Origin of the sequence: Advenella kashmirensis WT001, assembly GCF_000219915.2 — a bacterium.
In the GTDB taxonomy this organism is placed as follows: domain Bacteria; phylum Pseudomonadota; class Gammaproteobacteria; order Burkholderiales; family Burkholderiaceae_B; genus Advenella; species Advenella kashmirensis.
The window spans coordinates 1,937,525-1,951,124 of sequence record NC_017964.1 but is presented as its reverse complement, the minus strand read 5'-3'; the positions used below and the strand labels follow the sequence as shown (position 1 = coordinate 1,951,124).

The window sequence follows — 13,600 nt, the reverse complement described above, 5'->3', positions numbered from 1 at the left end:
ACATGTTCAGCTACCGTCACGCCTTTCACGCCGGCAATCATGCCGACGTACTCAAACACGCAGTCCTGTTGCACATTCTTGAGTATTACAATCGCAAGGACGCGCCCTACTGGGTCATTGACACGCATGCTGGCGCAGGCGTCTATGACCTGACCGATGCCTGGGCCGAGAAAACCGCCGAGTTTCGCGACGGTATTGAGCGATTGTGGCACCTGCCCCAGTTGCCCGTCCTGCTGGCCGACTACATCGACCATGTGCGGCAGCTCAATGATCAGGGCGGCCTGAGCGTCTATCCTGGCTCGCCATGGATCGCATTGCAGTTGATGCGTCCTGCCGACAGGCTGCGCCTGTTCGAACTGCATCCCACTGAAATCACGCATCTGGATGAAAATATACAGATGCAATCGCGGGATGTGGCAAGACAGGTCAGCGTCTTTGAAAAAGACGGGTTTACCGGCCTGCTCTCGCAACTGCCACCCGCCCCGCGACGCGGCATTATCCTGATTGATCCATCCTACGAAGACAAGAATGACTACCGCCATACCCTGACAGCCGTCAGGGAGGGCCTGAAGAAATTTGCGACTGGCTGCTTTGCAGTCTGGTACCCACTGGTGCGCCGCAAAGAGGTGCACGACATGCAAAAGCAGCTGGAAAAAATCAGCGACGCCAGCTGGGTGCATGTTCGCCTGGCGGTAAAAAGGCCACCGGAAAACGGCTATGGCCTGTATGGCAGCGCCATGTTTGTCGTCAATCCGCCGTATACGCTGGTGTCGGCGCTGCGCGAAGCCATGCCCGTACTGGAAAAACAGCTGGCACAGGACGATCAGGCGCAGTTTTCACTTACTCATCAGGATAAATAATTTCCAGCACTTCCAGTTGTTTGACGCCTGAAGGCGTGCGTAATGTGACCGTGTCGCCTTCCTGAGCCTTGAGCAGCGCCCGGGCAACCGGCGAAATCCAGCTGATTTTTCCCTGCAGAGGCTCGGCTTCGTCAACGCCAACAATGGTGACCCGAAACTCTTCGCCCACCTCATCGCAATAGAGCACCTGGCGCCAAAAAATACACGATCGCGGTCAGGCTGCTTGCCGGGATCCACCACTTCGGCCATCTCCAGCCGCTTGGTCAGAAAACGGATCCGCCGATCAATTTCACGCAATCGTTTCTTTCCATAGAGATAATCACCGTTTTCAGAGCGATCTCCATTTGAAGCAGCCCATGACACAATCTGGACCACTTCAGGCCGCTCTTCATTCATCAGATGCGTCAATTCATCGCGCAACGTGTTGTAGCCGTCGCGCGTCATGTAATTGCGGGTGCCTGGCGGCAGGCAACGGCCTCGGGACTCTGATCGTCCTCGTCGTCGTCTTCCTTTTCCTTGACAAATGCTTTGTTCATAATTTCAGTTGAATGCTTTCCATACGGGTACAAGATCACTGGGCATGGGGGGTAACCGGCCCAGGTCCATACGGCTTTCCTTGGGGCTATGAAAATCTGATCCGCAAGACGCCAGAAAACCATACTGGCGCGCCACATTGGCGTACTGGTGGTACTGATCGGGCGTATGTGAACCGGTGACCACTTCGATTCCCTTGCCCCCATCAGCTTGAAGGTGCGAAACAGCGTCGTGAACTCCCGGCGTGAATACTTATAGCGACCGGGATGTGCTATGACCGCGATGCCTCCGGCAGCATGGATCCAGTCGAGCGCCTCATCCAGCCCGGCCCATTCGCCGGCCACATAGGCGGGCTTGCCATCGGCCAGATAGCGATCAAATACTTCCTGCATGGTTTTGCAGTATCCCTGCTCCACAAGATAGCGCGCAAAGTGGGTTCGGCTTAGCAAATTCGGGTTGCCAGCATAACTGAGGGCGCCCTCATAGGATCCGGTAATTCCAAGTTCAGCCAGTTTGTCTGCCATCAGATGAGCGCGTGTTTCGCGATCGCGTCGAATCTGCTCAAGCCCCTGGTTGAGTCGGCTGTTTTCAATATCGATATTGAGGCCTACCACATGCAAGGTGCGCTCGGCCCAGCTCACCGAGATTTCAATGCCTGAAACGAATTGCATGCCCAGCGAACTGGCGGCCTGACTGGCTTGCGGGATTCCGCTGATTTCATCATGATCCGTCAGGCTCCACAAGGTCACGCCATTGGCGTGTGCGCGCGCTGCTACCTCGGCAGGCGCCAATACGCCATCCGATGCGGTAGAGTGGCAGTGTAAATCTGCCTTGAATGCGAGCGACTCTGTCATGGCCCTTCCTGTTATGCCGATTGATATTCTACGTTGCCCGGCGATCTATATAAACAGCGTTGTCCCGACCGGGTTGTTGCGGATGCGCGCTCAAGACAGGGTTCTGCAAAAACGCCCGTATAAAAGCGGTCATCCTGCTGACATTTTACGCCCTCTGTCCCGCAAAGACATCTTTTAAGCGGTTTCAGGACGCAACGCTAGCCCTTGCACGACTCAGGACAGCAGGAACTGACGCACGGCCTGTACCTGTGGCTGCGGCAATAATGAAGGCGCATGGCCGGTTTCGGGAATTTCGATCATTTGCAGGTGCTTATTGCGCGCCTGCATTTGTTCCGCTGTCGTTTTACTTAACAAATCGGAACGCTCGCCTCGGATCAGCAAAATCGGGCATTGCAGCGCCTCAAAAGCCCGCCACAGCATGGCTTCGCCGGCTTTGAGCATTTTTTCGTCTTTCAGGCTCGCAAAAGCCTGGGCGATCGCCAGATCATAGTGCTGGGTCCAGACCTGCCCTTTTTGCACCATGGCCGCCTTGGTAAACGCCGCCCATTGCTCATCGCTTAGCGGACCGAAAGAGGCCGCGTTGGTTTTCATATGGTTGACCGCAGCTTCGAATGAGTCAAATTGCAGTGGAAGGCCGACATAGCCGGCGATCCGCTCGATAGAGGCCAGCTCGATCGCCGGCCCGACATCATTCAGGATCAGCTTGCCCAGGGACAGGCCGGTGGTCTTGGGCAATGCGCTATTGCCCGCCGCTGCTATGGCCGCGTGCTTGGCGCCGACCACGGCGGAAAAAGCCAATGCGATCAGACCGCCCATCGACGTGCCCAGCCAATCGAGCGATTGCGGCTGCAATCGTGCCAGCAATGTGGTGATATCCGAGACATACTGAGGCACAACATAGCTGGCTGGATTGGTCAGAAAATCGGATGCGCCGCGTCCGGCGATATCCGGGCAGACGACACGATACTCTTTGGACATGGCCCTGGCCACTTCATCAAAGTCATTGCCGTTACGTGACAGGCCGTGCACGCACAACAGCACCCGCCCATTGGCCGGGTCGCCCCATTCCCGATAGGCCATGCGATGAATACCGGCAGGACTCATGCAGTTGACGAAATTCAAACGGGGCGATTGCATAAAAACTCCTTGAATGGCATAGCGTTAAACAGGCGCAAAACAGCATATTGCGAGGTGTGCGCGTATAGGCTTTGTCGCGTCGGCACAAAAAAAACTGTTGCCGGCTTAGGCGTGCCCGGGCCTGATTATCATAAGCTAAAAGCCATCCCAATAGCGTTGTCCCGATACCCGTGCACAATTTATCCATAAGCCGGCTGCGCTGGATCGCATCTGAATCGCGCCGGCCGCAATGGTATCCAGATATAGCTGCGCGGTATCGCGCCAACGCCTGGCGACGTCGCTGGCCGGATGTCCGTAACGATTCAGGTACCCCGCCTGGGCAAACACAAACATCGGTTGCATGGCCTGGACCAATGTCAATGACGACGAACCAGCGGAGCCGTGGTGCGGCGCCATGATCACATCACTCGCAGGAATGGGCGATGAGGCTCGCAGCAACCGGGCTTCAACAGCAGCGCCGATATCGCCGGTCAATAACGCAGAATGGTGCCTGCCCTGTATCCGCAAAACACAACTGTGATCATTATCCGCCTTGACGGGCATCCCCTTGATTTCGAAAGGATAAGAGAAACGGAATTGAACGCCATCATATTCAAAGCTCACATCGCGCCGGCAAAAATCAAAAGTGGCTTGACGGTTTTTCACAAGAAAATTGCGCTGCAAGAGATCCTGCTCGCGTTCCAGATAATGATTCAATGCAAATGAGGCATAGGCGTGCTGCACATTCACCTGTTGCAACACACTGCCCGCTCCACCCACATGATCAAGATCGGAATGGGAAATGATCAGCTCATCCAGCGCATGAATGCCGGCTGCTCGCAGATAAGGAACGATCACCTGGTTGCCACTATCGCTATCGACGCTGCTGCGCAGACCCGTATCAAACAGCAGGTGATGCTGCCGCGTACTGACCAGCACCGCAGCGCCCTGCCCCACATCCAGCACAGTCATGAACCAGTCTCCCGTCAATGGCCGCGCCGGCCGAAAAAATAGCACAGGGATCAGCAGGAGTAACCCCAGCGTACGACCTCGAATGCCCCTGGGCAGGACGAACACAAACAGTCCGGCCATACCCAGACCAATCCAGTGGCCAGGTACCGCGGGAAAATCTAACGTCGCCCATTCGATGCCGGCTAATACACGTGCCCCAGCCAGCACAATCTCAAGCAACCAATGCACGCTATCGGCCAGCCAGGCGGCGGCCGATGGCCACAAACCGCTTGCACAGAACACGGCCAGCAGCAGCGCCAGCGGCGTCACCAGCCCACCGATCACCGGGATAGCAAAGGCATTGACCAGTGGTGACACAAAAGCATATTGTTGAAACAGGCCAATGAGCAACGGCGCCAGGGCAACGCTCATGAACAGCTGCATTTTTGCGATGTCCCACAAGCGCTGCAAACCCCTGCCCACCAGACCTGGCGTTGCCGACACGTGTTGCTTGCTACGGTATCCCCACAACATCAGACTGGCAATAGCAACGAAGGACAGGCAGAATCCGATAGACAGCACTGCCCACGGATCCAGCAACAATATACACAAGGCAGCGAGGGCAAGCAGGGTTGTACTTTTGATACGGGCGCGCCAGATGACCGACAGCCAGAATATCGCAAGCATCATAAAGGTACGCTGCGCCGGAACGCCCCATCCGGCCATCACCGAATAGCTCGCAGCAACCAGCAAGCCTGCGCTGGCGGCCACGATCTGGGCGGGCCTGCGTTCGGCCAGCGGCTTGCCTTGCAGGCGCAGACGCCGCCACAGCCGAAACACGCCAAGACTGCCCAGGGCTGCGAGCATGGTAATGTGCGAGCCGCTGATAGAAACCAGATGCGTGATGCCAGTGAGATTGAATATTTTCCAGTCTTCGCTGCGTATGCCGTTCTGGTCTCCCATGACAAGTGCAATAATTACCGGACCATAGCGCTTGTCTTGCAGTACCTGATTCAATGCACGACGCAATGTAAATCGGGCCCGTTCAATACAGGGTCCCCATGCGCGACAGACCTCATCGCTCAGCAGGCGCCCTGAACCGATAACCGTACCGCTGGCGCGGACACCCGCAGCAAACAGGAAGGCATCGTAATCGAAACCATGAAAGTTGCGCAAAGCATGATTGCGTTTGAGCTTTACCGTCATTTGCCATATCTGGCCGGGGCGTAGATCGGGCAAGCCTGCGGCCGGTCGTTGCGGCGGTGTAAAGGGCCCACTGCGTGCGCCTGCATACCAGCGTAGCAGCACCCGTTCGGGCACGCGCTGCGCAAGCGCTCCCGGGATAATGCGCGCCTCAAATGCCCAACCGTTGACCAGATCACGCGGCAACCCGGTCACCTGCACCTGCACCGCCAGCGGACGGTTCTCCAGGCGCCGATCAAGGCTGTCTGCCAGACGCCATTGCGCGCGCCAGATCGAGTACAACATTCCACTGAGCAGGCACAGGCCCAGCACACTGAGCGGCAGCGCGACCCAAATGACAATTGGCATAATCCTGCAGGGGCGTGTAGCTGTATTACTAGCGGCGTAGTTATTGATGCCGCTATGAGCGTGGTACCCGGCGTTGCCCCGCCTTACCAGGTTCGCTGTATGCATCCGCTTCAATCGCCAGAGTAGTGGTGCTCGAAATCCGTTTAATGACGTCTGCACTAACGTCTTTGACAGCCACCAAATGCACAGGCAGGCAAGCCACGCCGGGATCAGCGCAAGGAGCGAAGGCAGCGCGGAGCACCATTGCACCATGGCAATGCCCAACGCGACACTGCTTATCCAGATGAACGCCGGTAAGCGCAAGGGCTGCGCAAACGGATCGGGGCTGTCGGCCGGCAATGTGCCGCGCGCAGGCGAACAACGCGCTATACGCTCTAGAGATGAACGATGGAAAACGGAAGGCGTAGCGAACGCATGCATAAGGCCGGATCAGATCAACAATCTTGCTGCTGTCATTGTTCACCTGCCCGCCCTGCGCAACAAGGGGGTTGCGACCGAATTATCAACCGGGCAATACGTGAGGGGCTTACAAGAATCGCGTGTTTGCCGTCAGGTCAAGTATGGCACTGCCCATCCTGCGCCGTTGTGGCAGATGGTCGCAGTCGAGACGACACCCGGGAGTAGCGTGTCCGCCTGATAAATACAATTGCTACATTCGAGCGATACACACCACTAATATACGCGGCCCGATTCAATCATCAGGACGTGGCCAGTCGCGGCAGCACCTGTAAAGACGTGGCAGCGGTAGCCTGAGCAATCTCATCGACCGACTGTTGGCGCAATTGCGCCAGCACCTGGGCGATGGCCGGAATCTGCTCCGGTGTATTGCGGGGGTGATCTTCCTGTAACCAGGCAGGCGGAATATCCGGTGCATCGGTTTCCAGCACGATATTGGCCAGGGGAACGCGGCAGGCCAGCCGACGAATCTGATGCGCCCGGGTAAACGTCATCGCGCCACCGAAGCCTAAAGCAAACCCCAGACCAACAAAATGGTCAGCCTGCTGGTCACTGCCATTGAACGCATGGGCAATACCGCCGATGCCCGGGTAGCGACGCAAGTACTTCAAAATAATGTCCTGAGAACGGCGCACATGCAGCAGCACGGGCAAATCATACTCGCGTGCCAGTTTGAGTTGTTGCTGATAGAAGTACTCCTGGCGTTCACGCGGCGGCCCCTGGGCAATATCCTTCACGAAAAAATCCAGGCCGATTTCGCCGATGGCAACGAATCGTGGATCGGTCATGGACCGTTCTACTTTCTGCGCCAGAATATCCAGATCCTCATCGGCCGCAAGCGCAACGAACAAGGGATGAATGCCAAGCGCATAATAGCCGCCGGTAAAAGAGTGAGCCAGTTGCCGAACCGTGGCGAAGTTGCTGCGCCCGATGGCGGGGATGACGATTCGCCTGACTCCTGCGCGTTCTGCACGCGCAATCACGGCATTGCGATCATCATTAAATTCGGATGCGTCGAGATGACAATGTGTATCTATGAACATGACCTCTCCTTCGCGTTGCAGGGCATGCGGCGCCTTGCCGGCGATTATGCGGCCTGCAATACGCCGCGTTCCATCAATAGTTGCCGGTCTGCCAGCGACGCCAGTTTGGCATCGTGAGTCACAATGACAAACGCCGTTTTGAATTCCGTGTTCATCTGCTTGAGCAAGGCAAACATGCTGGCAGCCGTTTCCCGATCCAGGTTACCTGTGGGTTCGTCAGCCAGCACGCACACCGGTCGAGTTACCAGGGCGCGCGCCAGTGCCACACGCTGACGCTCGCCGCCCGACAATTGTCCTGGCGTATGATGGATCCGCTCTTTGAGGCCTACACGCTCAAGTACTGCCTCGGCCTGGGAACGTGCCTGCTTTCGATCCATCCGTCGCACAATTAACGGCATGGCCACATTATCCAGCGCGTTAAATTCATTGAGCAAATGATGAAACTGATAGACAAAGCCCAGGCTCTCATTGCGGATACGGCTGATGGCCTTTTCAGGCAGCGCATGGGTCTGCTGCCCATTAATCAGAATCTGGCCCGAAGTCGGCTTGTCCAGCAACCCCAGCATATGCAGCAAAGTGCTTTTGCCCGAGCCCGAAGCGCCAATAATGGCAACCATTTCGCCGGCAGAAACCTGCAGCGATACGCCCTTCAGAATATCCAGGCGCGCATTGGCATCTTCATAGTATTTGACCACATCGCGCGATTCCAGGGCGTAAGAACCCTGCCGCACTGGGAGATTTTCCGGCTTAATCATGGCGCAGTACCTCTGCAGGTTGCAGGCGGGAAGCCCGCCAGCTTGGGTAAATGGTAGCCAGCAACGACAGCACCAGCGAGGTGATGCCGATCAGGCCGATGTCGTCCACTTCGGGATGCGATGGCAACGTACTGACAAAGTAAATGCTGGGATCCAGGAAGTGAATGCCGAACAGACGCTCAATGAACGGAATCACCACGTCGATATTGTAGGCAACCAGACAGCCGCACAACACACCCAGAAAGGTGCCGATAAAGCCGATCAGTGAGCCCTGCACCAGAAAGATCTTGCCGATCTGAAAGGGACTGACGCCCAGCGTGCGCAAAATCGCAATATCCGATTGCTTGTCCTTGACTGCCATCACCAGCGACGAGAGCAGGTTGAAGGCAGCGACCGCGACAATCAGAACCAGGATCAGGAACATCATGCGTTTTTCTGTTTTGACTGCGGCAAACCAGGTTCGGTTATCCATGGTCCAGTCACGCGCCACCACGCCTGGCGGCAATGAATTGGTCAATTGCGTGGCAACCTCAGGCGCACCGATCATGTCATGGATTTTCAGCCGAACCCCGGCTGACCCGACGTCGCGAAACAGCACGGCAGCGTCTTTGACTGCAATAAAGGCCATATTCGAATCATATTCGTAATGGCCCGAGGAGAAAACACCGGATACGGTGAACTGACGCATACGGGGAGAAAAGCCCGAAGGATTGATTGAGCCTGGGGCGTCATCAGCAACAGCGTGTCGCCGACCGTCACACCCATATACTGGGCCAGGTTGCTGCCGATAACCAAATTGAAACTGCCCGGCTCGAGGCTGTCGAGCGAGCCATTAATCATTTGCTCCGGCAATTCCGACACGTTGCCTTCGTTTTTGGGATCAATGCCACGTATCTCTACTCCTTTGAGCACATCGCCCCGGGCCAGCATGCCGCCAGCGGCAACAAAGGCCGAAGCGCCCTCTACTTGCGGATTCTGCTTGGCCTCCTGAGCCAGCTTCTGCCAGTTATCCGTGACCACAACCGGATCTTCGTTGGGAACGACCAGCTGGATATGCGGCAGTACCGATAGCATGCGATCGCGCACATCAACCTGGAAACCATTCATGACCGACAGCACGATGATCAGCGCGGCAACGCCCAATGCAATCCCGACCATGGAGGTGCCTGCGATAAAAGAGACAAACCGGTCGCCTTTCCTGCCCCGCCCACGCGTGCGTGTCAGGCCGGCGTACCGGGCACCAATCCATAATTCAAAAGGTATTTTCACGTATATTGTTCTTTACAAAGATTAGCATTCCAGCATGGAACAACAAAATTAAAAGAAAATTTCATTTATCTATCATGCGCTTACCGGATAACCGGCAAACCCGACCGTAATCGGCGAGTGCAGCAGACAGGAATCAAGCCCCCGATGATATCTGAAAACCCCTATGGCTGACAGGCAAGCCCAGACTCCACCATAAGATTGTATTTCAGTCGATTTTGTTCCCTTCAATTTGCAGTGCCAATACCAATACCCATTTGCCTGCACTACAGATTCTGCCCCCGGCAGTGCCGACTACAGTGTCCACGACGCGCCCATTACCTGGAGCCGGCACCTTCGGAAAAATGGTATCCTCCGACACAGGCCGGGCAATGGCCAATGAAATATCGTGAAAAAGAACACGCCATCCCGACCGCTGTCACGTGAACGCGGCAACACAAACAGCGTATATGGCGTGTTATCCGATTGGCACACCCACAGCACGCTCAGCGCGATTCATACAAAAATAGATGAATATCCGGCGATAGATGTTCAAAAAATAACCGATATGACGTGCATCCTGGGCTGAGTGCACCTACTTGGGAAGAACGAATTCAACCCGCCGGTTTTTCGCACGCCCTGATGGGTTATCCTTGCCGTTAATTTCGTTTTCGGCGACGGGCTCGGCTTCTCCGCGCCCCAGCGCGCTGATTCGTGATTGCGCCACCCCTTCCCGGACAAGAAACGCCGCCACTGATTGAGCGCGCGCCCTGGACAATTTTCGATTGTAGGCATCAGTTCCCCTGGCATCGGTATGCCCGACCACTTTGACTCCTTTTACCTGACTATCATTGATGATGGTGCTGATATCCTTCAGTGTTGCCTGCGCCTTCGGGGTCAAATTCGCGCTATCGAACGCAAACAGAATATCGCTGGCAACAGACAGAATAGTGCCACCATCGGCCTTGCGCACGGAAATGCGGCCGTTTTCTTCAATTAATTTTCTCGCGTTTTCGGACAAGTCGCTGGTTACTGCATTCAAATCAGACGAAGCATCCTGCAAGTCAGAGGAAGTGGCCTGCAGATCCAGTATCTGAGGCACCAGATCCAATATGTACTGGTCTGGGTCATAATCGTTTTGTGCGTTCGCCAGGCCTGACAGTCTCCAGCGCCATCAGCATCCAGGATAGCCGCGCCATTCGGATAAGATAGCCGCGCTGCATTGGCTCATTCACCCGTAACGGAGAACGGGCCGAGCGGCTCGATATTCGGCAGAAATAACATCAGGCTCTCGCCCGCTGGCGGTGCAGGAAAGGTGCCGTACCAGATGCCGCGCAACTTCCCCTTACCGGCCAACATCAGTTTTTCCGGCGCCAGTGGCTTGCCTGCGGAATCTTTCAATAAAAGATACTTTTTATCTCCGGCCAGAAGATAAAAATCGTTTTCGTACGCCGCTTTATCCAGACGCGAATACAAGACACTGATCTTGTTGATTTCCGGACCCGTTTCCATGAAACGCACTTTGATCGTCACGCGATTACCCGTTTTTACGACCGAAGTCAGCTCTGCCGAGATGCCCCCATCGGCCACCAGACCGCTTGCCAAAGAACTTTGCTTGGCGTCCGGTGCAGTCTGTGAAAAAGAAGAAATAGGAAGTGTAGCTGCAATAAGCAACGACAGCGAAGTGACGGTAGTGCGAAATTTCATCTGATTGTAGTCCTCGTTGGTCAGTGTGGCGGATCAGGGTATCGGGATATTTCCAGCATGAAAGGCTAGCGGCAAGGCCTTGCCGTCACCAATATGCCGATTATATTGACGCGACTATGCCCATATACTGATATTGCATGAGGGTGACAATTATTACATTTGTACACAAGAGCGGTGAGAGGTAATACACCAGGTGTGCTCACCTGGGTTGCAGTGTCTATTTCGTTTGTGATTAGTTACCAGTCATTTTTCTATCAATTGCTGAAAACGAAACGTCAGACTTTGCAATGTTAAATATCAGGAAACGAAAACCCAGGCAGATCGCTGATCTTGATTATTCCAGCCGCGACCTCATATAAATGTCATGGGTGATCCCATATAAGTGAGGGCGACCAAAATCAACAATGCACCGCCTCGCTTATATCAGTTCATCTGGAGGTTTCTATGAATCACATCAAGTCTGTAAGTGTACTTTATGAATACGGTCAGCCCGGTGTCAAGTTTCATTATCAAAATGGTGAAAGCCGTGAGTTGCGCAACGAGGAAGCCGAACAATTTATTACACTGGTAGAAAAGCAGCGGCACCGGCAGGATATTGATTTTCTGAATATGTCGCGGATACGGCGTTACGTTGCCAATCAGTATTTCCATTAGCATTTTCGGGTATGTGCAGACACTGGGTCTGCTCTCGGAGCATGAGCTGCAGCACGGTCTATAGCCCCGTGTGACGTATATCCCTGTAACGGCTTGGTTCAGCGGGAAATGGCGGAACACTCGGGTTTGCCTGAAGCATGGCGAAAAAATGGCGCCATGACGATTGTCATAGGCGCTATCCTGGTTCATATCTGTTTGATAATAAATGCAGTGGCCGCGCTATAATTGCAACCGGACAATTAATTTGCGCAAAGGTTTACTTTGAAGATACCTGCCCTGGCCTTTACCGTTACCGATTGGGAAAAATTACCAGCTACCGAACATCCGGGCGAGCAAGGCCAGGCATTATGGCGCACACTCAATATCGGCGACATTCGTGTACGCGTAGTCGAATATTCCCCGGGTTATCTGGCCGATCATTGGTGCGATCGCGGGCATATTCTGTATGTGCTGGAAGGCGAGCTGGAATCACAACTGAAAGATGGTCGCACATTCATGCTCACTGCAGGCATGAGCTATCAGGTCTCCGATTTTGGCGATGCGGCCCACCGGTCATTCACCCGTACCGGCGTTAAACTGTTTATTGTGGACTGATGCTATGAAAAATACCCGCTTCACGTGCCGGATTAGTGTTCCTGTCCGCTCTTGTGGGCACTTGCCTGCGCTTTTTTTTACGCTCATGACAAATGACATTGAGCGTCATAAAGACAGACAAAGCGCCATATAGCCGACCCTATCCCCCTATCACATAATGCGTAGGCTATCAAAATACGATTACTCATTCGCCTGACATGGCAGTGCAACAAGGTACCAGGCAAACCGGCCTGCGCACGTTGCTGCAACTGACGAAAACTTCGACGCAATGGCAAGGAACCGATACTTGGGCCTGGACGTCATCCCCCGACTTTGACGCATCGTCGACATCGCCTTGAGGCAGATCGGGCAGTCGTGTCCATTCAGACCATTTATCACTGGATGACGACATGTTTTGCCTGTTCGATTGCCAGATGGAACCATCATTGGCCACAGTGATTAACACGACGCCACCGGCGTTTAACGGTGAGGTTGAGATTTGTATGGCTTTTCTGTTCATGTCGTATCCATTTTGATGGTTGGCTAACCATTATGCCCCTATGAGGCCTGATCAATGCCATAAACCCTGAAAATGCAAAAACGGTTCGTCATAAAAGACCAATACCTTACCTAAGTGGGCAAATGATAGGTAAGATCCTACCCTTACCTAAATGAGGATAACCAATGAGTATTGATAGCGTATTAATTATTGCAGGTATAGCTGCATTCCTCATTTTTCATTATTTTTTCCGCCCGAAACACAATACTGAAGAACAGATCTGGAAACTGATTTCCCGGGAACGTATCTGTCGTGATACCCAGGTTGACCAGAAAGACCTCAGGATAAATGTCACCAGCTACTACGAAGTGGATGAGAGCAAGAGCCGCCTTCCGGCGCAAAGCCAGTACAATTTCAAGGTATCTTGCAAAATGGCGGGGCCAGGCGGTAAACGCAGAAAATGGGTAACAGTTGGCGACGGATACAGCGTTAACATCACTTCAGACGCCGGGTTGATCGAAGAGAGCATCATTCAGGATATCAAGCACACGCAGGATGCGTTGATGCGTCCAGGAAAATGACCACACAATCCTGACTGATCCATCTGACCTCCCTTATCTTACCCGCCCGACCGACCCTTACTGTTAAGTCGTCTTTCCCTTAGTCGTCCGGAGCCTGGCTAGATTTTTTGTGACAGCGCTACCGTTGCCCGTAGACCACGCTGTTGTTTACTGCCAAAACACAACACCGGCTATAAGCTGTATCCAGGAATAAGCCCATCCCCGTTCTGGCCCAGATACGT

General features: G+C 54.3%; 11 protein-coding genes and 3 pseudogenes. 5 read left to right on the top strand and 9 right to left on the bottom strand.

Going from position 1 to position 13,600, the window contains the following annotated elements; all coding sequences use genetic code 11:
* Positions 1-2 precede the first annotated feature (2 nt).
* Entirely contained in the window at positions 3-860 is an 858-nt protein-coding gene (locus tag TKWG_RS09125) for a 23S rRNA (adenine(2030)-N(6))-methyltransferase RlmJ (protein ID WP_014750556.1), read from the top strand.
* On the opposite strand, the pseudogene greB reads toward TKWG_RS09125, so the two are convergent.
* From greB to TKWG_RS09105, 4 genes and pseudogenes are all read right to left on the bottom strand, one after another.
* Positions 841-1,396: pseudogene (greB, locus tag TKWG_RS09120) on the bottom strand (transcription elongation factor GreB). The gene TKWG_RS09125 and the pseudogene greB sit on opposite strands and share 20 nt — an antisense overlap.
* A 4-nt stretch (positions 1,397-1,400) precedes the next feature.
* Positions 1,401-2,248: pseudogene (locus tag TKWG_RS09115) on the bottom strand (3',5'-nucleoside bisphosphate phosphatase).
* 213 nt (positions 2,249-2,461) lie between these two features.
* Entirely contained in the window at positions 2,462-3,385 is a 924-nt protein-coding gene (locus tag TKWG_RS09110) for an alpha/beta fold hydrolase (protein ID WP_014750554.1), read from the bottom strand.
* A 135-nt stretch (positions 3,386-3,520) separates the two neighbouring features.
* Positions 3,521-5,866: a DNA internalization-related competence protein ComEC/Rec2 gene (locus TKWG_RS09105; RefSeq protein WP_014750553.1), complete on the bottom strand. Its 2,346-nt coding sequence runs from the start codon at positions 5,864-5,866 to the stop codon at positions 3,521-3,523.
* Positions 5,867-6,116: 250 nt separating this feature from the next.
* On the opposite strand from TKWG_RS09105, the gene TKWG_RS23620 reads away from it, so the two are divergent.
* A complete protein-coding gene (locus TKWG_RS23620) occupies positions 6,117-6,503 on the top strand; it encodes a hypothetical protein (protein WP_041709259.1) in 387 nt (128 codons plus the stop codon).
* A gap of 61 nt (positions 6,504-6,564) precedes the next feature.
* On the opposite strand, the gene TKWG_RS09095 is transcribed toward TKWG_RS23620, so the two are convergent.
* From TKWG_RS09095 to TKWG_RS09070, 5 genes and pseudogenes are all read right to left on the bottom strand, one after another.
* Entirely contained in the window at positions 6,565-7,365 is an 801-nt protein-coding gene (locus tag TKWG_RS09095) for a TatD family hydrolase (RefSeq protein ID WP_014750551.1), read from the bottom strand.
* A gap of 44 nt (positions 7,366-7,409) precedes the next feature.
* Positions 7,410-8,120, bottom strand: coding sequence for a lipoprotein-releasing ABC transporter ATP-binding protein LolD (lolD, locus tag TKWG_RS09090; protein ID WP_014750550.1), 711 nt, complete (start codon positions 8,118-8,120; stop codon positions 7,410-7,412).
* Positions 8,113-9,344: pseudogene (locus tag TKWG_RS09085) on the bottom strand (lipoprotein-releasing ABC transporter permease subunit). The gene lolD and the pseudogene TKWG_RS09085 overlap by 8 nt, the downstream one beginning before the upstream one ends.
* A gap of 616 nt (positions 9,345-9,960) precedes the next feature.
* Positions 9,961-10,467 carry an OmpA family protein gene (locus TKWG_RS09075; protein WP_171815151.1) on the bottom strand — a complete coding sequence of 169 codons (507 nt, stop codon included), beginning with the start codon at positions 10,465-10,467 and terminating at the stop codon, positions 9,961-9,963.
* Between the two features lie 125 nt (positions 10,468-10,592).
* The gene (locus tag TKWG_RS09070) at positions 10,593-11,072 is read right to left on the bottom strand and encodes a hypothetical protein (RefSeq protein ID WP_014750546.1); all 480 of its coding nucleotides are present in this window, start codon (positions 11,070-11,072) and stop codon (positions 10,593-10,595) included.
* Positions 11,073-11,516: 444 nt separating this feature from the next.
* Between TKWG_RS09070 and TKWG_RS09065 the strand changes: the two genes are divergently transcribed.
* The 3 genes from TKWG_RS09065 (at position 11,517) to TKWG_RS09055 (ending at position 13,379) form a co-directional block, all read left to right on the top strand.
* Positions 11,517-11,726, top strand: coding sequence for a hypothetical protein (locus TKWG_RS09065; RefSeq protein WP_014750545.1), 210 nt, complete (start codon positions 11,517-11,519; stop codon positions 11,724-11,726).
* A 261-nt stretch (positions 11,727-11,987) separates the two neighbouring features.
* A complete protein-coding gene (locus TKWG_RS09060) occupies positions 11,988-12,320 on the top strand; it encodes a DHCW motif cupin fold protein (RefSeq protein WP_014750544.1) in 333 nt (110 codons plus the stop codon).
* 663 nt (positions 12,321-12,983) lie between these two features.
* Positions 12,984-13,379 (top strand): hypothetical protein, encoded by a 396-nt coding sequence (locus TKWG_RS09055; protein ID WP_014750543.1) that lies wholly within the window; start codon positions 12,984-12,986, stop codon positions 13,377-13,379.
* Positions 13,380-13,600 lie beyond the last annotated feature (221 nt).

What these genes read in the sequence shown, in the direction of transcription:
- TKWG_RS09125 (WP_014750556.1), top strand. Translation starts at nt 3, where the DNA reads ATGTTCAGCTACCGTCACGCCTTTCACGCCGGCAATCATGCCGACGTA.
- TKWG_RS09110 (WP_014750554.1), bottom strand. Translation starts at nt 3,385, where the DNA reads ATGCAATCGCCCCGTTTGAATTTCGTCAACTGCATGAGTCCTGCCGGT.
- TKWG_RS09105 (WP_014750553.1), bottom strand. Translation starts at nt 5,866, where the DNA reads ATGCCAATTGTCATTTGGGTCGCGCTGCCGCTCAGTGTGCTGGGCCTG.
- TKWG_RS23620 (WP_041709259.1), top strand. Translation starts at nt 6,117, where the DNA reads ATGGCAATGCCCAACGCGACACTGCTTATCCAGATGAACGCCGGTAAG.
- TKWG_RS09095 (WP_014750551.1), bottom strand. Translation starts at nt 7,365, where the DNA reads ATGTTCATAGATACACATTGTCATCTCGACGCATCCGAATTTAATGAT.
- lolD (WP_014750550.1), bottom strand. Translation starts at nt 8,120, where the DNA reads ATGATTAAGCCGGAAAATCTCCCAGTGCGGCAGGGTTCTTACGCCCTG.
- TKWG_RS09070 (WP_014750546.1), bottom strand. Translation starts at nt 11,072, where the DNA reads ATGAAATTTCGCACTACCGTCACTTCGCTGTCGTTGCTTATTGCAGCT.
- TKWG_RS09065 (WP_014750545.1), top strand. Translation starts at nt 11,517, where the DNA reads ATGAATCACATCAAGTCTGTAAGTGTACTTTATGAATACGGTCAGCCC.
- TKWG_RS09055 (WP_014750543.1), top strand. Translation starts at nt 12,984, where the DNA reads ATGAGTATTGATAGCGTATTAATTATTGCAGGTATAGCTGCATTCCTC.